We start from the raw sequence: 20,345 nt of genomic DNA on the forward strand, positions 1-20,345 counted from the left end.
GCGAGGAGTCAAACACCATTTTTACCGCGCGGTAAAATCTGGCAGTGTTTTGCATGGGGGCTATTGCGGTATCCAATCCAGATGCCGGGGGATATGGCGTCGGTTTTGGTTGGGCATGCGGGGGCGGCGAAAGTGTAGGCGAATTCCGATATTTATTTCCTCACATTAAATGCAAAGCACTATAGAACAAGAAAATTACATCACAGGTTTCGCAGGATTTATAGGTCTACGCCCTAGGCAGCTGCCTTGATCACAGCGCGTTTTTTCAATTGTAACGCTGCAATTGGCGCCAACAGTACCAGACCGATTCCCATCGTGATCAGACCGGGTGCAATAAACAAGAACGAGGTTAGCGCGATCCACCAGCGCTCCATCTTGCTAAGAGGAGCAATGAAGTAGCCAGCAAAAGCTGTTCCCATGCTGCCAATTCCCAGCATCGCGCCGATCAGCGTGATGGCGAAGGCCGACCAAGTGAACCCGTCGGCGACCATTAACAATGCGGGCGAGTAGACAAACACAAACGGCACCAATGCCTTGGCGATACCCAGCCGGAACGCTGTGTTGCCGGTTTGGAACGGGTTTGACCCCGCAATGCCCGCGGCCGCATAGGCGGCCAGTGCCACCGGTGGCGTGATGTCTGCCAGCACCCCGTAGTAGAACACAAAGAAGTGCGACACGATCGGCTGCACGTTCAACTGCGCCAGCGCAGGAGCCGCAACCGCCACAAGGATGATATAGGTCGCGGTGGTCGGGATACCCGCGCCCATAATGATACAGGCGAACGCGATCAGAACCAGCGACACAAACAGCGCCCACTGTTCGATTGAAAAGTAGCTGAACGGATAGATTGTGCTGATTGTGCTGCCGATGTCCGTAGCCGTCTGCACCACGACATATCCCAGACGGAACCCGACACCCGTCAGGGTAACGACGCCAACGATGATACCAACGCAAGCCGCAGCGGCCCCGACAGCCAAGGTGTTTTTGGCACCAGCAGCCAGCGAATTCCACAGGTCCGTAACCGTCAAACGGTTCGTAGGGTTCAAGAAGCCGACCACCACACAAGCAATGATACCGTAAACAGCAGCAAAATCGGGGGTGCGGCCGGACAGAATTAGATAGACCAAAATACCCAGTGGGATGACCGACAGCCAGTGCTGGCGTAATACGATCCCCATTTTAGGCAGTTCTTCGGCCTTTAGTCCGCGTAGGCCCAGTTTCTTGGCCTCAAGATGCACCATGATGAAAATGCCGAAATAATGCAGCAAGGCGGGGAACAATGCCGCTGCCAGCACATCGCGCAGCGGAATTTCGAGGTATTCTACCATGATAAACGCCGCCGCCCCCAGGATCGGCGGGGTGATTTGGCCGCCAGTGGAAGACGTCGCCTCGACCGCACCAGCGAAATGCGCAGGGTAGCCGACCTTTTTCATCGCTGGAATGGTTAGTGCACCGGTTGTCACAGTATTGGCGATGGAAGAACCCGAAATTGTGCCCATGAAGGCGGACGAGAAAATCGCAACCTTGGCAGGCCCGCCGGAATAACGCCCCGCAATGACCATAGCCAGATCAATGAACAACTGCCCCAGTCCGATCCGTGTGGCCAGAACGCCAAACAGGATGAACAGGAACACATATTGCGCCATAACACCGATGGCGATGCCGTAGATGCCTTGATTGGTCATATACAAGTGGTTGATCAGCCCCAGCCAACTGGTGCCTCCGTGTTTCAACGCGCCGGGCGCATAGGGGCCAAAGATGGCAAAGGCGATAAAAATCATGGCGATGATCGGCAGGGTCGGCCCGATGGAACGCCGCGCGGCCTCGAGCACCAAAACCAACAGGACGGTGCCCATCATCACGTCGCTTTGCGACGGGTTGCCGACCCGCTCAGACACGATTTCCGGCGGCAGCAACGGCAGATACAGGGATGCACCAACAGCAAGGGTCGAGAAAATAATGTCAAGGATCGACACGCCGCTGAACCTATACCAAGCAGGCTTTACCACCGCTCCGGGTTCGGATTTGCGCCATGAAAACAGCAGGAAAACCAACCCAAGGACGAAAGACAGGTGGATGCCACGGTGCAATAGTTCGCGGATCAGGCCAAATCCCGACGCATAGAAATGATAGACAGACATCGCCACCAATGCGGTCGAGATGATGATGCTTAAGGTCTTTCCTGTCTGCCGAAATGCCATTTCCGGGTCAAAATTCCGCTCGATTTCAGCCAGTTGTTCGGGCGTTAATTCAGGGGTATTGTCTGTCGGCATTGGTCGGCTCCGGTCGTATGTAAAAAGCCCGGGCACAGTGATGCGCCCGGGCAGGTGTTTTGATTAAAGCAGGCTTATTTGATCAGGCCGGCTTCTTTGTAGAAACGTTCGGCGCCAGCGTGCAGCGGAACACCGATGCCGTTCAGGGCAGATTCCATCGTGATGGTTTTGCCTTTGGCGTGGCCTACGTCCAGCAGTTTGCGGGACTGTTCGTTCCACAGTGCTTTGGTGATCTGGTAGATCAGTTCTTCGTCTTCCTTGGCGCTGGTGAACCATTGTGCACCAACAGCCACGGTTGTGGTTGCGGCTACGCCTTCATAGGTGCCCTCTGGAATGTCGCTGGCAGCAAAGAAACCGTATTTATCGGTCAGGGCCGCAGCGGCAGCGCCATCGATTGGGACTAGTTTGATGTCGGCAGCGGAGGCCAGTTCAACCAGCGAACCAGTCGGGTAACCCGCCACAACAAAGAACGCGTCGATTTTACCGTTGCGCAGCGCTTCAGATGCAGCACCACCTTTAAGGGCTTCGGCGGTTACATCGTCTGATGTTAGACCGCTGGCCTCAAGGATCATGTTGGCGTCAACATATGTGCCAGACCCCGGCTCGTCCAGTGACACGCGCTTGCCTTTCAGATCGGCAACCGAGTTGATGCCGCTGTCGGCCAGCGCAACCAGATGGATGTGCTCTTCAAACAGGGCCGCAATCGTGCGCAGGTCTGTCGCGGGTGGCTTGCCTTCCATTGTGCCTGTGCCGGTGTAGGCCCAGTAGGCAACATCGGATTGCGCAAAACCAGAGTTGCGCAGGCCAGAAATGATGGCGTTTACGTTATCAACGGAACCACGCGATGAAACGGCTGATGCAATCAGACCTTCAACGCCACAGCTACCGCCGGCATCGCATTCGCGCGACCCTGGTGGTTTGGAAATCGCATTGGCGATCACACCACCAACGGGGTAGTATGTATAGGCGGTGCCGCCAGTGCCGATGGTGAAAAACTTAAGGTCTTGGGCGGAGGCGGAAATGCCAAAGCCGACAACAATAGCTGCGCCAAGGGCGGCTGCTTTGATGCCTTTGAGTGAAAATGTCATGAATATCTCCCTATTCGATTTCAGTTGTCCACGGTGTCGTCGCGCGTCCAGAATCGAGCTTAGCCAATTGTGAAGGGAGTCACAACAGGCCTATCTCAGCCCATCTTTGCCAACCACATCCTGCAACTCCAACCCGCCCAGACGCGAGTGGATACGTGGCCCCTTGGCCATTGCCAGTGCGAACATGATTTCATTGGCTTTGGGGCCGTCCGGCACACGGACTTCCATCGCATCAAAGTGCCCGCGCACGTAGGCGGCGTTGATGTGGGCGATGGGGATATCGACGGCTGTGCCGACCCCGCCGACCTTTTTGCTCGACGGCACAATGGCGCGGGCTTCGCCCAGACGTTCGCGCATCACATACCCGCCGGGGACGTGCCAAAGGGCGGCGTGCTCCAGCTCGCCTGCCTCGCCGACAAGGGCCGATTTACCGTATGCGTCGATGCCGTCTTTACCGCCAAGCGCCTCAATCAATTTGTCAGTCATCATCAGGCCCAGCGGTTTTAGGGCTTCCATCGCGGGCTGAATATCCTCGACGTATTTTCCGGCAAATGGGTTGTTGACCAGTGCGATGATGGCGGCGCGGACACGCGGGGTTTGGGCTACGGGGCCACCGTCATGCTGGATTTCCTCGATGAATATCATGGTCTTACGCAGTTTGAAGTCGAGCATTTCTGTCTCCTGTGGGGGCGAGGGTGTCGCCTGCATAGCAATTCTGGCCGCGCAAGAACAAGGCGGCGGCGGTAATTTTTCCGGTGTGGATCATGTTGTTGGCAAGGGTTTGTCCGGCAGTAAGGGCGCTGGTCACTTCGGTGTCGCTCAATGGGCCAACAGCGGTGGTGACGCGACGTGGGCCGAGGTCACTGTCGGGGCTCAACGTGTTGGCGGGTTGGCGGGTGATGGCGGGATGGTCGGGCAGATTGACAGCATTGGCAATCAGGGTGGCGGCAACATCGGCGGCGGCAGAAGTGCGGGCGATGACGGTGACGGCGTCCGCAATGCCGAACGAATGGCTGCGCCCGTGCCAGCCCGAAGTGGCCAGGCCACGCACGGGTTGATCGGCGGTAAGGGTGACGCGGCCTGCGTCACTGCCCGCGTGGATGGCGCAGGTCAGGTGGTGGGGGGGCGTCAGGTGAATGGCAATGTCGCCGCCGTTGTTCACGTAAGCCTTGTCCAGCGTCAGACCGTGACACATGGCATGGCAAACCTCATCGGCCACGGCCCCCGCAACGGCGGCCATCGGGGTGACGAAGGTGTCTGTGTGGTGGGCGATGGCACAGGCCATTTTGCGGGCGATTTTACCTGTGGGCTGGATTGGCGTAGCGATGCGCAACAATGGCAGTTCGCTCGCCAGTTCGTCCAGCACGGTTTGGAAACGGGCGGTGGCCTGATTAAACGCGGCCCGTTGATCCGGCCCCCATGCCTGAATAATCAGGTCAATCGGCCCGTGGTTCAGGTGCAGACGGCCATCGGGCAAAAGGCTGGCCTGTGACATCTAGCGCTTCCTCCACGGCAGGTCAGTTTCAGGGGCGATGGCGCGGTTACCGTCGCCATATTCGCCGCCCTTGTCCAGAATGTTGGTGGCACTACGGATGCTTTCGGTGTGGCCGCCAAGACGGCCGTATTCGTCGCGGGACATGGTGAATTCCAGCGGGGCGACCAGCGCAGGTGTAGGAACGTAGCCGAACGAATTTTCCGGCAGGGTCAGCACATCTACCATCATGGTGATACCACCGCCCGGCCAAATATAGGTTTGCGCCCCGCCACAGGTCAGTTGCGTTGCGTTGGCGCTGACGGATTGGGTCAGACGGATCGGATTTTGGGTAACGCCGGAGCGCAAGCTGCCCCCCGCCCCCCCCATGAACAGCACTGTGCAGAGCGCAGGCTCGCAATTCTCGTCGATCAACTGGACCGAGCGTTTCATCTCATCGGGCAGCGGTTGCTCCACCGGCTCCAGCGCCTCGTCCAGCACGTAATAACCGAACTGCTCGCCCGTGGTGGAAACCATCATCATACGCAAACCCGCCTTGGCGCCTTTCTTGCCATTCCACGGCCCCAGAATATCCAATGGGTTTTCAATGTTGGTGCCACCCCAGCCAAGACCAGGGTCAGCCACCTGAAAATAGCGGCCAGGAGTTGAGCGCCGGCCCTTGATTTTAATGCCGGTGCTTTGCCAGCCCAGCACCTTGCCCGCCTGATGTTCCGACACAACGCCGGTGATGTGGTCATCCACCACCACCACCTCGTCGACCAATCCGCGCCATTGCGATGCAAACATCCCGATGGTGGCGGACCCACATCCGACCCGCATCCTTGCCTCGCGGTTGCCATCAACGATGGGCGCATGGCCTGCCTGAACGATGACGGTTGAACCACCGTCGATGGTCAACTCAACCGCCGCGCGATTGCACAGTTTCAGCAGGGCATCGCAGGTCACGCGGCCCTCGGCTTTGGTGCCGCCAGTCAGGTGATCCACCCCGCCGAGTGACAACATTTGCGAGCCATATTCGCTGGTCATCACATGGCCGATCGCTTCGCCATTTGCCCGCACGATTGCAGCCTCGGCCCCTAGATGGCGGTCGGTGTCGATCTTCACTTTGACACCGCAGTAGGAAAATATTGCCTCGGTCACCACGGTGATCATATCCGCGCCATCGATCTGTTGGCTGACGATAAAGGGCGCCGGTTTATAGTCGGGGTAGGTGGTGCCGGATCCGATGGCGGTGACGAATTTCTGACTATCATCGGCCAGATCATCTTGCCAATCCGCACCCAGAAACGGTTTCACCTCGTCGCCCGCTGTAATGCGATGGTCAAGGATTGTCAGCGGATCACAGCGGATGATTTTGCCGCCCTCGTTAGCGTAGCGGTCACATGCGCCAAGCCGACCCTCGGCGACGTAACACATCACGGGGCAGGCATCGCAGCGGATTTTTACAGAGGCATTAACAGAGGCATTTACAGAGGCATCGGTCATTTCTGTGCCTCGATGATGGCGTTCAGAACGCGGTAAGGCAGCGCTGGCAAACGGGTGATGCGTGCGCCGGATGCGTCACGGATCGCGTTCAGAATGGCGGGGGCGGTGGGGATCAGCACAGGCTCGCCCAGCCCCTTGGCCCCGAACGGTCCGTGCGGATCGGGATTTTCGATCAGGATCGAGGTGATTTGCGGCATGTCGCCGATGGTGGGGATCAGATAATCGTGCAGATTTTCGGTGCGCCCCGGAATGTATTCTTCCATCAAAGCCATGCCCAGCCCTTGGGCAATGCCGCCCTCGATTTGGCCCGTGGCAAGCACCGGATTGATCACCCGCCCCAGATCATGCGCGGCGTGAATATGGCGCACTTTGACGGTGCCAAGGCGCATGTCGACCTCGACTTCGGCCATCTGCGCACCATAGCCATAAACCGCATAAGGCGTGCCTTGGCCGTTTTCATCCAACGGGGATGTGGGCGGATCGTAAGTGGAAATCGCGCTGAGGACATAGCCGTTTTCATCCGGCGTTAGGCTGGCCAGATCAAGACGCAAAGAGGCGCTGGAAAGCGTGCCATCGCCAAGGTGAAGCGCCGTATCATCCGCCGCGTTCAGGCGTTGCAGGATAGCGGTGCGTAACTGCCGGCCTGTCTGTTCGGCGGCTTTGCCAGTGACATAGGTTTGGCGCGAGGCCGAGGTTTTCCCGGCGTCCGGTGTGAGGCCGGTATCCGGACCAATCAGGGTGACTTGCGACAACGGCAGGCCCAAAGCATCGGCAAAGATTTGTGCAATCACGGTGTTGGACCCTTGGCCGATATCAGTTGCGCCTTGATGCAAAACCAGCCGCCCATCCGGCGTGATGCCCGCCAGAATAGTTGATGGGTTGGGCAGGGATGTGTTGCCGCAACCATACCAACAGCTGGCCACGCCCACGCCGCGTTTTGTGTCACTGTGGCGGGCGTTCCATTCTGTATTTTGTGCAAGTGCTGACTGCCACGGCGTTTCAAGCGCCTTAAGGCATTGGCCAATGCCAACCGCGCTTAGTATCTGTCCGGTTTGCGTCTTGTCCCCGTCGCGCAGCGCGTTTTTCTGGCGGAATTTCAAACGGTCCACACCAGTCATCATTGCCAAATCATCAAACAGGATTTCCTGAATGACCGCGGCTTGCGGCACGCCAAATCCGCGAAATGCACCCGACGGCGGGCCGTTGGTGTGAATGGCGCTGGCTTGGGCGAAATAGGCGGGCATTTTGTAGGGGCCAGAGGCATGCACCGGCACGCGGTTGGCCACGGTTGGACCCCACGAGGCATAGGCACCGGTGTTGAAATCGCCGTCAAAATGCATCGCGGTCAGTCTGCCGTCCGCGTCACACCCTATGCGGGCGGCCATTTTGGCAGGGTGGCGTTTGGTGGTCGAGGACATGGATTCATTGCGCGAATAGGTTATCCGGCAAGGCTTGCCTGTTTTCAGTGTGGCAAGGCCGATCAACGGCTGCAAGGATACGTCAAGTTTGGAGCCAAAGCCGCCGCCTGTGGCCGACGGAATGATGCGCACGCGGTTCATTTGCAGGGCAAGGATTTTGGCCACGCCCTCTTGATCCATCACGGGGGCTTGGGTACAGGCGCGGATGTTCAGGGTGTCACCGTCCATCCACGCAACGCCCGCTTCGGGTTCGATATAGGCGTGCTCGACATAGGCGGTTTTGATTGAGGTTTCGGCGGTGTGGGTTGATGCCATGAAGGCATTTTCCGCATCATGGTGACGCACAAGGCCCTGTATCAAAAGGTTGCCGTCGCGCCCGTCATGCAGTTGCGGGGCGTCGGGTTGTTTGGCGCTATCAGTGTCCAGCAATTCGGCTTGCGGCTGCCATGTGATCGGAAATGTGGACAGGTCGCAAGCGTCGATAGCATCCGTTTCGCCCACAATCAGTGCCACCGCCTCGCCGCGAAAACGGGTGTGGTTTTGGGCCAGTGCGGGTTGGTCTGCAAAGGGCGGGATCACGCCAAACCGGTTTTCGCCGGGGATATCGGTAGCGGTCAGAACCAGCGAAATGCCGGAGGTGTTGCGAACCCATTTGTCCGTGTTCCCGATGGTGAAATCTGCACGGTGATGCGGCGAGCGGATGGCGTGAACGGTGAGGGTATCAAGCGGAACATGGTCCGCGCCAAAGGCTTCGGTTCCGTCTACTTTGGGTTGCCCATCCAGCCGGACAACGGGGCTGCCGACGGCATTGCCTGCGTCGGGGGTTGCCATATTGGGCAGTGGGTTATTCGCATTCATCACCGCCTGAATGATCTTGGTATACCCAGTGCAGCGGCACAGCACCCCGCCCAATGCATCCTCGACCTGTTGCAGAGTCGGGTGCGGGTGATTGTCCAGCAACGCGGCGGCGCTGACCAACATGCCGGGTGTGCAGATGCCGCATTGGGCGGCCCCGTAATGCAGGAACGCGGCTTGCAGGTTCGCGAACCCCTCATTGGGCAAGCCCTCAACCGTTATCACCATCCGGCCTGCAACTTGTGCCACCGTGGTCAGGCAGGCGCAAACCGGTGCGCCATCCAGCAACACAGTACACGCCCCGCAATCGCCTGCGTCACAGCCCACCTTGGTGCCGCGCAGGTTCAAATCCTCGCGCAAAGCTTCGCTAAGGCGGCGGGCGGGGGGGGCGGTGATCTTATGCGGAGCACCGTTGACCAGTAGGGTTGTTGTCATGCCGTGCCCGCCTGAATTGCGTCGTTGATAGTATTGCTGACCAGTTCAGATGCGGCCGTGATGCGGTAACGGGCGTCGGCACGGATGTCGTCAATCGGGGTCAGAGCGGTTGCGATTTGGTATTCGATTGTGTCGCGCCATGCTATTGGGTCAGCGATGCTGGCACCGATCAGCGCGGTTTCCAAGTTTGTGAGGCGGGACGCCACAGGGCCGCAGGCTCCGACACTGATCGCCGAATTGCTGATCACTCCGTTCACCACTTTGATCCTTGCCGCGACCATACAGATCGAAATCACCAGATATTTGCGCGCCCCCAGCTTCTGGAACGCCGATGCCCCGCCAATCGTGGATTGTGGCACATGGATGGCGGTGACGATTTCGCCCGCCTTCAAAGCCGTGTTGCGCACGCCCTTAATGAATTCGGACAGGGGCATGTGCCGTTGGCCGCGCCCCGATCCAATTTCGACCATTGCATCCAGCACCAAAAGGGGCGGCACACCGTCTGCGGCGGGGGATGCGTTACACAGGTTGCCTGCCACTGTGCCGCTGTTCTGGATTTGCAGCGATCCCACCTCGCGGGCGGCCTGTTGCAAGGCGTTGAAGGCTGGTGGCAAGGTCGCGTTAACCACATCAGACCATGTTGCTGTTGCGCCGATCCGCCAGCCGTCCTTGGTTTGGGAAATGCCGCGCAATGCGGCAATCGCCGTTATGTCGAGCACCTCGCCACGCAACTCCCGCCCCGTTTCAGCTGGAAAAACATCGGTCCCGCCCGCAAGTATCCGTGCGCCGGATTGCGCGAGAACATCAAACGCTTCATTTAGGTCTGTGGGCCGGTGATACGCCATTGCGCCTCTTGGTTCGGGGGTGAGAATTCATTGGTATACAAACGGATTTTGCGGGCAATTCGCTTTACTGTCAAATGATTTTGCGCCAGTTTCAGGCCTGATGAAACCAAAACAGACCCACCCTGATGCTGGCAACGACAAAGTCGGCGCACCGTATCGTCTAGACGATCAGGTCGGGCATTTGCTGCGCCGCGCATCACAGCGGCATTTGTCAATCTACGGGCAGGCCATATCGGAACTGACCCCGATGCAATTTGCAACATTGGCCAAACTGACCGAGGCCGGAGCGTTGTCGCAGAACACCTTGGGGCGGTTAACGGCGATGGATGCGGCGACGATCAAAGGGGTTGTGGACCGGTTAAAGAAACACGGGTTGGTGCAGACGGAAAATGACAAAACAGATCGGCGTCGCACGATTGTATCGCTTACATCAGGGGGGCGGGATTTGTTGGGGGGCCTGATTGGGACTGCGCAGAATATCAGTGATGAAACGCTGAAACCCCTGACCGATAGTGAACAGGCCATGTTCCTGCATCTGCTGCGCAAACTGACCTGATTTCAAACGCCGACAAAGCGATGTAGCAAACTGCTATCCGCCTTCAACTCCGCAGGCGTGACTGTCAGCGCACTGCGCCCGTTTTCGACAAATACAATCCTGTCGGCCACTTCCAGCACTGCCTCCACCCGTTGTTCGACCAGAATGATAGCGACGCCTTTTTCTTTCAATGTCATCACGACATCACGGATCAACGATATCATTGAGGGCTGCAACCCTTCCGTTGGTTCGTCCAGCAACAACACCTTTGGTTCCAGACATAATGCGCGTGCGGTGGCCAGCATCTGTTGTTCGCCGCCAGACAATGTCTCGGCGCGTTGATGCAGCCGTTCGCGAAGGCGCGGGAACATCTCCAGCACTTGGTCGCGGACATCGGCACCTTTGCCGCGTGTCATCATCCCGATTTGCAGGTTTTCCCCGACGGTCATTTCCGAAAACAACCGCCGCCCTTGCGGTATGTATCCGATCCCCAGTCTGGGAATGAGATGGGCGGGTAGCCCGCTGATTTCATACGCTTCCAGTTGCATTGACCCAGACGTGATCGGCACCAGCCCCATGATGATTTTCATCGCGGTTGATTTGCCCGCCCCGTTGCGCCCCAATAGGCACAGGATTTCGCCGGCTCGCACCTCTAGGGATAGATCACGCAGCACCTGAACCTTGCCATATCCGGCATTGATGTCGGTCAGTTTCAGCATCAACCCCCCAGATAGGCGGCTTGAACCGCTGGGTTGGCGTGGATTTCGTCTGGCGTGCCCTCGGCGATGATTTCGCCGAAATTCAGCACGGTGATTTGGTCAGCCAAAGCCATTACCACGTTGATGTTATGTTCAATCAACAGCACGGTAGTTGTGGCGGATACCTCGCGGATCAACTGGATGAACTCGGTGATTTCGCCGTCCGACAACCCTTGCGTTGGTTCATCCAGTATCAACAGTTTCGGTTCCTGACCCAGTCCCATGGCGATTTCCAGCAGGCGTTGATGCCCGTAGGCCAGATCACCCGCCACCTGATCAGCGCGACGGTCCAGCCCGACGCGGGTCAGGGCGGTGGTAACCTCGGTTTGCAACTGCTTCGTGGCGCGACCCAAGCGGTGCTGCACCGCCAGTGCAACGTTTTCAAACACCGTCAGATTGCCAAAGATCGAGGTGATCTGGAATGTATAGGCCATCCCCAGCGAGATGCGCTTATGGGCGGGCAGGGTGGTGACGTCCTGCCCCTGAAACGTAACGGTTCCACTGCTTGCGGGGATGCGACCACACAGCATCGAAACGAAGGTGGTTTTGCCAGCCCCATTCGGGCCGATCAGCGCACGGATTTCGCCTTGGGGCAGATCGAAATCCACATTATGCACGGCCTGTAGCCCGCCAAAGTTGCGGCTAAGGCCACGGGTCGACAGCAGGTTTACGGAAGCCATTTTGCCCACCTTTCCCGCACGATTCCCATCAGCCCGTTGCGGGCAAACATGGTTAATAACACCAGCACCACGCCGACAACCAGCATGTAAGCGTCCGTCACGGCACTGGACAGATCAATCAGGTAGAACATGAACAGGGTGCCGATGAATGGCCCGATCACGGTTCCGGCCCCGCCCAAAAGCACCCACAACAGCGGAAAGATCGAATATGGCACCTGGGCAAAGCTGGCCCCGACATAGCCGAACAAAACCCCGTATGCCGCGCCCGCAGCACCTGAAACTGTGCCGGACATAACCACCGCGGCCAGCTTGTGACGCCATGTGTCATAGCCCAGCATTTTGGCGCGTTCTTCGTTTTCGCGGATGGCGATCAACACGCGGCCCGTGGGGGCACGCACCAGCCACAGGATGCCAAGCAACACTACGGCGAACAGGGCCAGCGCCGCGAAATAGCGTATGGTTGGGTCGGATAGATCCAGCCCCGCGATCTGTCGTGCGGATTGCTGGATCACGAAACCTTCGTCCCCGCGGGTGACGCTGCCAAAATACAGGATGGTCAGGAAGATGGTTTGCGAGAACATCAAAGTGACGATCATGAACGCCACGCCAATAGTGCGCAGGGCCAGCAGGCCGACGAGCAGTGAAAACAGCACCGAGGCGAGGATGCCCATGCCGAACGCAGGCCCGATCGACATGTTCAACTGCGTCACCGACAGTCCCATGCCATACATACCGGCGGCAAAAAACATGGCGTGCCCAAGGCTCAGCAATCCTGTGTAGCCGAACATGATATTATAGCCCATCGCGTAAGTGGCCATCACCATCACGCGGGCCAGAACGCCGTGGTGATAGACGGGCAGGATGAACTGTAATGCAATCAGAAGTGCGATCAGGCCAAGGTGCAGAGGCAGTGATTTTTTCATGCGGCTTTGGCTCCGAATAACCCTTGGGGTCGGTACACCAACACCATCGCCACCAGCAATGTTGCCAGCATTTTCGCCAGCGTCGGGGTGAAGAACACCGATATGATCCCGTCGCTCATGCCGATCAGAACGGCCGCGACCACGGTGCCGCGCAACGAGCCAAGCCCGCCGATGATCACCACGATGAACGACAGAAGTAGCGGGTCCGCGCCCATTAGGTAGTGCGCTTGCTGGATCGGCACGACCAACACCGCGCCAAGGGCGGCCAATGCGGCCCCCATGCCGAACACCAGCGCGTAAATCCGTTCGACCGGAATGCCGAACGCTTGTGCGATTTCGCTGTCCAGTTGGGTGGCCCGCAGGATTAGGCCGATTTTGGTTTTCGCCATCAGCAGCCAAACCCCGATCAGGGTGACGATGGCCGCCATAATGACGAACAGCTTGTAACTGGTGGTGCTGAGACCCCACGGCCAATACATCTGGAACCCTTTGTCACCCCACTCAAACCACGGCAGCGCCAGACGGGTGTTGAAGGGCGGCGCGACGGGGTGGGCATCAGGGCCATAGGTCATCAGGGTGACTTGCTGGATGATGTATAACAGCCCGATGGTGGCGACGATGGTGCGTTCCGGGTCATAGTCGACCCGCCGCAAGATCAACCAATCGGCAGCCCCCGCCAACAACCCGACCAACAGCGGCGCAATGATCAGCGCGGCGATGAACCCAACAGCGGCAGGTCCGCCCAACATGCTGGTGATCCACCACGCCAGCACTGCGCCCAGCATAAAGAATTCGCCATGCGCCACGTTGACCACGCGCATCACGCCAAACACCAGTGACAGGCCAAGGGCTGTTAGCGTCAGCACGGACGCCTGCACCAGACCTTCGAGCATGGCAAGCATAAGGTGGGGGCCAAATTCCATGTGTTGTGAACTGCTCTTTTATATCGGGGAATTGTGTTCCCTCCCCCGCTTGCGGGAGAGGAGTGTGTGCTAGAACGATTGCGTGGTGTAATCCACCTCGTCCGGATAAAACCCGTCTTCCAGCGATGTGGTGTGTTTCACCATCAGTTTTCCGCCTTCGACTTTGGAAATATACTGTGGCCCGAACACCTGATGGGTTTTGCCATTAAACAGCTTGGCCCCTTGTGGGTGCTCGTTGCTTTCCGGCATGTCGGTGATCGCTTCGACGGCCTCGATCAGTTTGGTGCGATCCCCAACGCCTTTGTAACCTGCGGCCTCCATCCCGTCCTTGATGGTGAACAGGGTCTCCCAGCAGCCGAACATATGGGCGTAGGTCGACACATCTTTCGGATCATCGACCGAGGCACCGTTTTCATCGACGCCGACGGCGGCGCGGTAGAATTTGTCATACTCGGTCTGGTTCGGTTGCACATAGCGTGGCATGCCTTCCCAGAAATGGGTGCCTTCCAGAAATTCCAGACCCGGCGTGGCGAAATCGACCGCCTCGAGCGAATCCACAAAGCCGAATATTTCCGGTGCGCTGGGTCCAAAAAACTCGCCCAGTTCCTTGACGAATGTCAAAACTGATGGGCCGACCATGACGTGATAGATCACCTCGGTTTCGCGCGGGATTTTCGGGAAGTATTTGGTAAAGGAGGTCTCGGTTGGTGGGATGGCGATTTTGGCCACCACTTCGCCGCCCTGTTTTTCAATCGCTTCGCTAAAGAAATCACGATGGTTATGGCCGAATGCAAAGTCGGGGAAGATCATGGTGATCTTTTTACCCAGATTGCTGGCCACCCACGGCGCCATTGCCTGAACTTGGCTTTTTACGTCGGTAATGCCCGGCTGCAGTGTGTAGCGGTTCAACATGCCGGATGCCACATGGTGCCCTTCCGAGACCACAAAATAAGGCAGTTTCAGTTCTGCGGCGCGGGGGGCCGAGCCAATGACGACGTGGGAAAACAGCGTGCCATAGGCGATATCGCAACCGTGCTGGTTGGCGAATTTTTCCAACACCTCGGCACCGCGCTTTGGATCGGTCCCGTCATCCTCGGCCACGATTTCAACGGGTCGTCCGTTAATGCCGCCAGCGTCATTGATCACCTTCGTAGCGGCGTTTGTAGTGCGCTCGTACCAGCGCCCGTAGGCGGCACCGATGCCGGTGCGGTGCACCTGAAAACCGCGTTTGAGTGGTGCGCGGTGTGAACCCGCTTGGGCAAACCTTGTTACGTCCGGCAGGGCGGTTGCTGCCCCGACTGCGGCCATACCCGTCAGGATTTTACGGCGGGTTGGTAATGTTTTGTTAACCATGTTTTGTCTCCCTAATGTGTTGTTCTGACGGGCCGTATGATCGGCCTTCTATCGCCTTTAGAATTGATTGCATGGTGATAAATGTCCACTGGTAAATAATCATGGACCGATGCAAACTAGTTTGTATACAAATGATTAAATTAAAACCTGTCAAGGAATTTACAGATGAAAGATCAGGCACGGGGCGGGATTGTAGGCGTGGATGTGGGCGGCACATTCACCGATCTTGTGTTGTTGTCTACGGGCGGGCAGGTGCGTCTGTCCAAAGTTCCCAGCACCTTGGACAATCAAGCGTTTGGTGTGTTGAATGCTTTGGAGACGGTTGACGCCAATCTGCCGGATGTGGACCTGATCGTGCATGGCACGACGACAACGACCAACGCGGTGCTGGAGCGTAAACTGTGCAAAACCGGTCTGATCACCACGCGTGGTTTTCGCGATGTGCTGGAATTGGGGCGGCGCACCCGCCCGCAAGCCTATGGTATGTTTGGCGAGTTCACCCCGATTATCCCGCGTGATCTGCGGCTTGAGGTGCCCGAGCGGATGTTGGCGGACGGATCAGTGAATGTGGCGCTGGATAGCGGGGCGGTTCAGGCGGCGGCGCAGGCGTTGCTTGCGGCGGGCTGCGAGTCTGTTGTCATTCATTTCCTGCATGCCTATGCCAACCCTGTTCATGAACTGGAAGCGGCGCGTTTGGTGGCCGAAATCTGGCCGAACGACTACATCACCATGGGCCACGCCCTGCTGTCGGAAAACCGCGAATATGAGCGGGGTGTGACGGCGGCGGTAAATGCCTCGGTGCAGCCGTTGTTGCAACGCTACGTGGATCGGTTGGCGTCTGAGTTGGCCGACAAGGGCTATCAGCATGACGTGCTGGTGATGAACGGCAATGGCGGCATGGTTTCCGCCAGTATGGTCGCACGCGAGGCTGCAAAAACCGTGATGTCCGGCCCCGCGTCCGGCGTGATGGCGGCGGCCTATACCGGTGCGCGGGCGGGGATGTGCAATCTGTTGACCTATGACATGGGCGGCACCTCTACGGATGTTGCGTTGATCAAAAATGCCCAACCTGCGGTGTCAAACGAGATTGAAATTGAATACGCCATGCCGATCCATGTGCCGATGGTCGATGTGCGCACGGTTGGGGCTGGCGGCGGATCAATCGCGCATGTGAATGCTGCGGGGTTGCTTGAAGTCGGGCCAGAGAGCGCCGGGGCCACACCGGGGCCGATTTGTTATGACAAGGGCGGGGTGGCGCCGACGATCACCGATGCCAACCTGCTGTTGGGCCGGATGGGCCTGCGTGACGGGGCTGCTGACGATTTGATGGCGAGAATTGAGGCAGGGATGGAGAAATTGGCCAAACCGTTGGGTATCAGCACCTTGCAAGCCGCTGAGGCGGTGATCCGCGTGGCCAATACTCATATGGCAGGCGCAATCCGGATGGTGTCGATTTCACTGGGGGTGGATCCGCGCGATTACGCCTTGTTTGCCTTTGGCGGGGCGGGGCCGTTACACGCCTGTGCCTTGGCCCGCGAGCTGGGCGTGCCGCAGGTTCTGGTGCCCGCTCGGCCCGGAATTACCAATGCGCTGGGCTGTGTGGTGGCGGATCTTCGGCATGATTATGTGCGCACGGTGAACCGGCCATTGGGGGTGTTGGATGCGGGTGATATCCACGCGATATTTGCCGAACAGGTTGCCCACGGTGAAGCATTGATCAACAAAGAAAAGATTATGCTGACGGGGATCAGGCACCTTTACAGCGTCGATATGCAGTTCATCGGGCAGACGCATTTACTGCGGGTTGATCTGGACAGTGCCACGCCAACGGTGGAGGAATTGCAAACGCGGTTCGAGCAGGTCTATTTTGAGCGCTTTCATGTGCAGCTGGATGAGATTTCTGCCAATCTGGTGAATGTGAACACCTCGGTGATTGGCGCACGACCGCCGCTGGACCTGTCGCTGTTGGTTGATCCTGCCGGACGCCGCACGGTTGTGGCCGAGGCCCAAACCGCATCCCGCCGCGTGATGTTTGACGGAGTGTGGCATGATACCCCGATTTACTGGCGCGATCACTTGCCAATCGACGCCCAGATCACTGGCCCTGCGGTCATTGAACAGATGGACACGACAACTGTGATCGAGCCAAACGATTTAGCCAAAGGTGATCCCGAGGGCAATATCATCATCACCATAGGAGGTGCGTCATGACGCTTGATCCGATCACCCTTGGCGTCATTCAGGCGGGCCTGCAACAGGTTTGCGATGAAATGGACCTGTCGTTTTCCCGTGCAGCCTTTTCCCCCGTGATCGCCGAGGCCAATGACCGTTCCGACGGGATTTACAGCGCGGTTGACGGTGCGCTGATAGCCCAAGGGGCGGGCGGCCTGCCTGTGTTCGTCGGCACCATGCAATATTCCACCCGTGTGCTGATCGAGATGATTGCCGATGGCAAAGTCGCCGCGCCGCAGCCCGATGACATCTACATCGTTAATGACCCGTATCTGGGCGGCACCCATCTGATGGATGTGCGTTTCGCGCGCCCCTATTACCGGAATGGCGAAATTTTCTGCTGGCTCTCGAACACGGGGCATTGGCCCGACACGGGCGGTTCGGTCCCTGGCGGGTTTTCCGCCTCGGCCACTTCGGTCGAACAAGAAGGCCTGCGCCTACCCCCTGTGCGCCTGTTCAAACAGGGGGTGCTGGACCAAGAGATATACGCGATCATTTGTTCCAACATCCGCGTGGCGGATCAGCGGATCGGTGACGTTCAGGCCCAAGCGGCGGCGCTGAAAGTGGGCGAGGTTCGACTGAACGAGCTGCTGGACCGTTATGGCGATGATACCGTGCAGGCCGCGATTGAGGAATTACGCGGGCGGGCTGCGGGCCAGATGCGAAAGCACATCGCGGAAATTCCGGACGGGGATTATACATCCAAAGCCTATGTAGACAGCGACGGGGTGGTGAATGAGCCTTTGGTGATTGATCTGACAATCACCAAGGCGGGTGACGCAATGACCTTTGACTTCGCTGGCTCCAGCCCACCCTGCATTGGCCCGATGAATTCGGTTCTGGCGACCACGTTATCATCTGTCTACCTCGCCATGCGCCACATATTTCCCGAGGTGCCGATCAGTGCTGGCGCGTTCGAGCCGCTGAATGTGATCCGGCCCACGGGCACGTTCCTTGACGCCCAATATCCGCGCCCCGTGTCGGGCTGTGCTGCCGAAGTTAGCCAGCGGATTGCCGAAGCGGTGTTTGCCGCGCTGGTCGAGGTGCTGCCAGACCGCGTTACGGCGGCCCCTGCGGGCACATCGGGCAACTTTGCGCTGGGCGGGTATGACCCTGAACGCGACCGAAATTTTGTGATGTACCAACTGTCGGGCGGCGGCTATGGCGGTAATGCGCGCCATGACGGGTTGACCAACGGTTGCTCGACCATCGGTATCTCCAAAGCGCCGCCGATCGAGATTATGGAGCAGATGTTCCCTGTGCTTTACCACCGTTATGCCCTGCGCGAAGGGTCAGGCGGGGCGGGGCAGTATCGCGGCGGATTCGGATTGGAATACGAAATGGAACTGCTGCGAGGCGACGCCAAGGCCAGTTTTGTGATGGATCACGGGCGAGTCGGGCCGCAAGGTGCGAAGGGCGGCGCGGACGGTGCGGTGAATGAAGTCGAAGTGTGGCAGGGCGGCGAGCGCCATGTGCCGGAGCATTTGTCCAAGGAACAAGACATCGCGCTAACGCCCGGTGATCGTGTTCTGGTGCGCACACCGGGTGGTGGTGGTTACGGCGATCCCGCAAAACGGGACCTCGCGTTAATCGAGGAAGACGTGCGGCTGGGACGCTATAGCGCGTCCGATGCCGCACGGCTGTTTGGCTCAAAGTAACCGGGATATTGTGCCGATTACGCGGCCGTGCTGGCCTCATCACCAGTAGAGGAGGAGCGCACAATTTCACTGATCAGTGTATTGATCCGGTTCTTCAGTTTCTTGTTCTTGATGCGGGACAGGGCTGACGCGATACGGGCGGTTTCCATATCCATTGGTGGCATGGTCTCGTAATTCTGCCCCTCAAGACCCTCAAAGAAAAACGCGGGCGTTATGTCCAGCAATTTTGACAGTTCGAACATCCGGCTGGCCGAAACGCGGTTGGCACCGGTTTCGTATTTTTGCAGTTGTTGAAAGGAAATGCCCAGATGATCGGCAACATTCGATTGGGTTAAACCGCGAACCGTGCGGATTTCTTTGATGCGCTTGCCGACGTGAATATCTACGGGATGGGGCATGTGATTTCCTTGTGATGTTTCTCGTTATGCGAGCATCCAGCATTTGAGATATCTATCAATCCGTTACTTGTGATCTAGAATGGTGTTCAGATTGGACATGAATGGATGATTTGTATACCATGCGGCTTACAAACTCGGTAATGAGTGTATTTAGTTGAAATAATGGAGTTTTTATGGTCGCGCCTCAAAATCAATCAATACTGTTTGAGTTACTAAGATCTTTTACGATGCTTGCCCGTACGTTAAATTTGTCAAAAGCAGTCAGGGAATTGGGCAGTACGCGCCAAACGGTTCGGCGTCATATCCGGTTGCTGGAGGAAAGCAAAGGGGTGGCTTTGTTTACCCTTGAAGATCGCCAATACCAGCTAACCGAATCAGGGCGGCGGTCGTTACCAGAGGCCGAAGAGCTGTTGGCGCGTGGCGAGGCGTGGTTGAACAACCAATCGGACCACATTAACGGGCTGTCACACATCGTTTATGAGGATGATCCAAAATTCACCTATTACCTGCAGGAATATCCACTCGGTAATCTATGGAGCAATAGTTCCCATTTGTTGCAATCCGGTTTCAAGTGCTGGGCCGATGCGGGGGGCGATTTGGAAAGCCCTGCTTTCTCATTAATTAGGCCGTATTTAGTGATATATCGCCAGATTGACGATGACTGGGTCTGTGTAGAGATCGGGGACAAGTCATCTTATGCAAATTGGCAAGGTTGGCGTTGGGCACGCAGCAGTGTTGGCAAGGGAATCCCCCATTTGCCAGGTGGGGTAGGGTTTGCAAACCTGCTGTTACATCCGTTTCAAGAGGTGCGTGACCACGAGACTGTGCGACTGGATCATATCCATACCCAACTACCGGATAAGGATGGTGAGGAGATGGTTCCAATCAGCTATCAAAGGTTACTGATGGGATGTCATTTTCCGGATGGTAGTTTTGCCTTGGCGACACTGGTTGATCGGACGAAAAATATAGCAATTGAGGGCCTTAGCAAAGC

The 20,345-nt window shown here is 57.6% G+C and carries 17 protein-coding genes; 4 read left to right on the top strand and 13 right to left on the bottom strand.

Annotated elements, in window-relative coordinates:
- Positions 1 to 233: 233 nt before the first annotated feature.
- The 7 genes from ACWB12_RS12285 to ACWB12_RS12315 all read right to left on the bottom strand — a co-directional run bounded on the left by ACWB12_RS12285 (position 234) and on the right by ACWB12_RS12315 (position 9,891).
- The gene (locus tag ACWB12_RS12285; protein ID WP_479530377.1) at positions 234 to 2,273 is read right to left on the bottom strand and encodes a TRAP transporter permease; all 2,040 of its coding nucleotides are present in this window, start codon (positions 2,271 to 2,273) and stop codon (positions 234 to 236) included.
- A gap of 74 nt (positions 2,274 to 2,347) precedes the next feature.
- Positions 2,348 to 3,361: a TAXI family TRAP transporter solute-binding subunit gene (locus ACWB12_RS12290; RefSeq protein WP_479530378.1), complete on the bottom strand. Its 1,014-nt coding sequence runs from the start codon at positions 3,359 to 3,361 to the stop codon at positions 2,348 to 2,350.
- Positions 3,362 to 3,451: 90 nt separating this feature from the next.
- Complete coding sequence (locus ACWB12_RS12295; RefSeq protein ID WP_479530379.1) at positions 3,452 to 4,033, bottom strand: amino acid synthesis family protein; 582 nt, start codon at positions 4,031 to 4,033, stop codon at positions 3,452 to 3,454.
- Complete coding sequence (locus ACWB12_RS12300; protein ID WP_479530380.1) at positions 4,011 to 4,856, bottom strand: UPF0280 family protein; 846 nt, start codon at positions 4,854 to 4,856, stop codon at positions 4,011 to 4,013. Before ACWB12_RS12300 ends, ACWB12_RS12295 begins: the two co-directional genes overlap by 23 nt.
- Positions 4,857 to 6,338 carry a 6-hydroxynicotinate reductase gene (locus ACWB12_RS12305; protein ID WP_479530381.1) on the bottom strand — a complete coding sequence of 494 codons (1,482 nt, stop codon included), beginning with the start codon at positions 6,336 to 6,338 and terminating at the stop codon, positions 4,857 to 4,859.
- Positions 6,335 to 9,046, bottom strand: a complete 2,712-nt coding sequence (locus ACWB12_RS12310) for a molybdopterin-dependent oxidoreductase (RefSeq protein ID WP_479530382.1) — start codon at positions 9,044 to 9,046, stop codon at positions 6,335 to 6,337. Before ACWB12_RS12310 ends, ACWB12_RS12305 begins: the two co-directional genes overlap by 4 nt.
- Positions 9,043 to 9,891 carry an FAD binding domain-containing protein gene (locus tag ACWB12_RS12315; RefSeq protein ID WP_479530383.1) on the bottom strand — a complete coding sequence of 283 codons (849 nt, stop codon included), beginning with the start codon at positions 9,889 to 9,891 and terminating at the stop codon, positions 9,043 to 9,045. Before ACWB12_RS12315 ends, ACWB12_RS12310 begins: the two co-directional genes overlap by 4 nt.
- A gap of 100 nt (positions 9,892 to 9,991) precedes the next feature.
- On the opposite strand from ACWB12_RS12315, the gene ACWB12_RS12320 reads away from it, so the two are divergent.
- On the top strand, positions 9,992 to 10,447 hold the full coding sequence (locus ACWB12_RS12320; RefSeq protein ID WP_479530384.1) for a MarR family winged helix-turn-helix transcriptional regulator: 456 nt from the start codon (positions 9,992 to 9,994) through the stop codon (positions 10,445 to 10,447).
- 2 nt (positions 10,448 to 10,449) lie between these two features.
- Here the strand turns inward: ACWB12_RS12320 and ACWB12_RS12325 are convergent, their stop codons facing one another.
- From ACWB12_RS12325 to ACWB12_RS12345, 5 genes are all read right to left on the bottom strand, one after another.
- Entirely contained in the window at positions 10,450 to 11,145 is a 696-nt protein-coding gene (locus ACWB12_RS12325) for an ABC transporter ATP-binding protein (protein WP_479530385.1), read from the bottom strand.
- A complete protein-coding gene (locus tag ACWB12_RS12330) occupies positions 11,145 to 11,864 on the bottom strand; it encodes an ABC transporter ATP-binding protein (protein WP_479530386.1) in 720 nt (239 codons plus the stop codon). Before ACWB12_RS12330 ends, ACWB12_RS12325 begins: the two co-directional genes overlap by 1 nt.
- A complete protein-coding gene (locus tag ACWB12_RS12335; protein WP_479530387.1) occupies positions 11,852 to 12,787 on the bottom strand; it encodes a branched-chain amino acid ABC transporter permease in 936 nt (311 codons plus the stop codon). Before ACWB12_RS12335 ends, ACWB12_RS12330 begins: the two co-directional genes overlap by 13 nt.
- Positions 12,784 to 13,710, bottom strand: coding sequence for a branched-chain amino acid ABC transporter permease (locus ACWB12_RS12340; RefSeq protein ID WP_479530388.1), 927 nt, complete (start codon positions 13,708 to 13,710; stop codon positions 12,784 to 12,786). Before ACWB12_RS12340 ends, ACWB12_RS12335 begins: the two co-directional genes overlap by 4 nt.
- A 69-nt stretch (positions 13,711 to 13,779) precedes the next feature.
- Complete coding sequence (locus ACWB12_RS12345) at positions 13,780 to 15,063, bottom strand: ABC transporter substrate-binding protein (protein WP_479530389.1); 1,284 nt, start codon at positions 15,061 to 15,063, stop codon at positions 13,780 to 13,782.
- Positions 15,064 to 15,228: 165 nt separating this feature from the next.
- Between ACWB12_RS12345 and ACWB12_RS12350 the strand changes: the two genes are divergently transcribed.
- Together ACWB12_RS12350 and ACWB12_RS12355 are read left to right on the top strand one after the other, a co-directional pair.
- Positions 15,229 to 17,274 carry a hydantoinase/oxoprolinase family protein gene (locus ACWB12_RS12350; protein ID WP_479530390.1) on the top strand — a complete coding sequence of 682 codons (2,046 nt, stop codon included), beginning with the start codon at positions 15,229 to 15,231 and terminating at the stop codon, positions 17,272 to 17,274.
- The gene (locus tag ACWB12_RS12355; RefSeq protein WP_479530391.1) at positions 17,271 to 18,953 is read left to right on the top strand and encodes a hydantoinase B/oxoprolinase family protein; all 1,683 of its coding nucleotides are present in this window, start codon (positions 17,271 to 17,273) and stop codon (positions 18,951 to 18,953) included. The genes ACWB12_RS12350 and ACWB12_RS12355 overlap by 4 nt, the downstream gene beginning before the upstream one ends.
- 17 nt (positions 18,954 to 18,970) lie before the next feature.
- On the opposite strand, the gene ACWB12_RS12360 is transcribed toward ACWB12_RS12355, so the two are convergent.
- On the bottom strand, positions 18,971 to 19,351 hold the full coding sequence (locus ACWB12_RS12360; RefSeq protein WP_479530392.1) for a helix-turn-helix domain-containing protein: 381 nt from the start codon (positions 19,349 to 19,351) through the stop codon (positions 18,971 to 18,973).
- Between the two features lie 173 nt (positions 19,352 to 19,524).
- Here ACWB12_RS12360 and ACWB12_RS12365 point away from each other — a divergent pair.
- Positions 19,525 to 20,345, top strand: an 821-nt coding sequence (locus ACWB12_RS12365) for a LysR family transcriptional regulator (RefSeq protein WP_479530393.1), incomplete at its 3' end; no start/stop codon positions are given.

The sequence above is a fragment of the Profundibacter sp. genome, from assembly GCF_056498605.1.

Excerpts from the sequence above, each read along its gene's own strand:
- ACWB12_RS12285 (WP_479530377.1), bottom strand. The coding sequence starts at position 2,273 with ATGCCGACAGACAATACCCCTGAATTAACGCCCGAACAACTGGCTGAA.
- ACWB12_RS12290 (WP_479530378.1), bottom strand. The coding sequence starts at position 3,361 with ATGACATTTTCACTCAAAGGCATCAAAGCAGCCGCCCTTGGCGCAGCT.
- ACWB12_RS12295 (WP_479530379.1), bottom strand. The coding sequence starts at position 4,033 with ATGCTCGACTTCAAACTGCGTAAGACCATGATATTCATCGAGGAAATC.
- ACWB12_RS12300 (WP_479530380.1), bottom strand. The coding sequence starts at position 4,856 with ATGTCACAGGCCAGCCTTTTGCCCGATGGCCGTCTGCACCTGAACCAC.
- ACWB12_RS12305 (WP_479530381.1), bottom strand. The coding sequence starts at position 6,338 with ATGACCGATGCCTCTGTAAATGCCTCTGTTAATGCCTCTGTAAAAATC.
- ACWB12_RS12310 (WP_479530382.1), bottom strand. The coding sequence starts at position 9,046 with ATGACAACAACCCTACTGGTCAACGGTGCTCCGCATAAGATCACCGCC.
- ACWB12_RS12315 (WP_479530383.1), bottom strand. The coding sequence starts at position 9,891 with ATGGCGTATCACCGGCCCACAGACCTAAATGAAGCGTTTGATGTTCTC.
- ACWB12_RS12320 (WP_479530384.1), top strand. The coding sequence starts at position 9,992 with ATGAAACCAAAACAGACCCACCCTGATGCTGGCAACGACAAAGTCGGC.
- ACWB12_RS12325 (WP_479530385.1), bottom strand. The coding sequence starts at position 11,145 with ATGCTGAAACTGACCGACATCAATGCCGGATATGGCAAGGTTCAGGTG.
- ACWB12_RS12330 (WP_479530386.1), bottom strand. The coding sequence starts at position 11,864 with ATGGCTTCCGTAAACCTGCTGTCGACCCGTGGCCTTAGCCGCAACTTT.
- ACWB12_RS12335 (WP_479530387.1), bottom strand. The coding sequence starts at position 12,787 with ATGAAAAAATCACTGCCTCTGCACCTTGGCCTGATCGCACTTCTGATT.
- ACWB12_RS12340 (WP_479530388.1), bottom strand. The coding sequence starts at position 13,710 with ATGGAATTTGGCCCCCACCTTATGCTTGCCATGCTCGAAGGTCTGGTG.
- ACWB12_RS12345 (WP_479530389.1), bottom strand. The coding sequence starts at position 15,063 with ATGGTTAACAAAACATTACCAACCCGCCGTAAAATCCTGACGGGTATG.
- ACWB12_RS12350 (WP_479530390.1), top strand. The coding sequence starts at position 15,229 with ATGAAAGATCAGGCACGGGGCGGGATTGTAGGCGTGGATGTGGGCGGC.
- ACWB12_RS12355 (WP_479530391.1), top strand. The coding sequence starts at position 17,271 with ATGACGCTTGATCCGATCACCCTTGGCGTCATTCAGGCGGGCCTGCAA.
- ACWB12_RS12360 (WP_479530392.1), bottom strand. The coding sequence starts at position 19,351 with ATGCCCCATCCCGTAGATATTCACGTCGGCAAGCGCATCAAAGAAATC.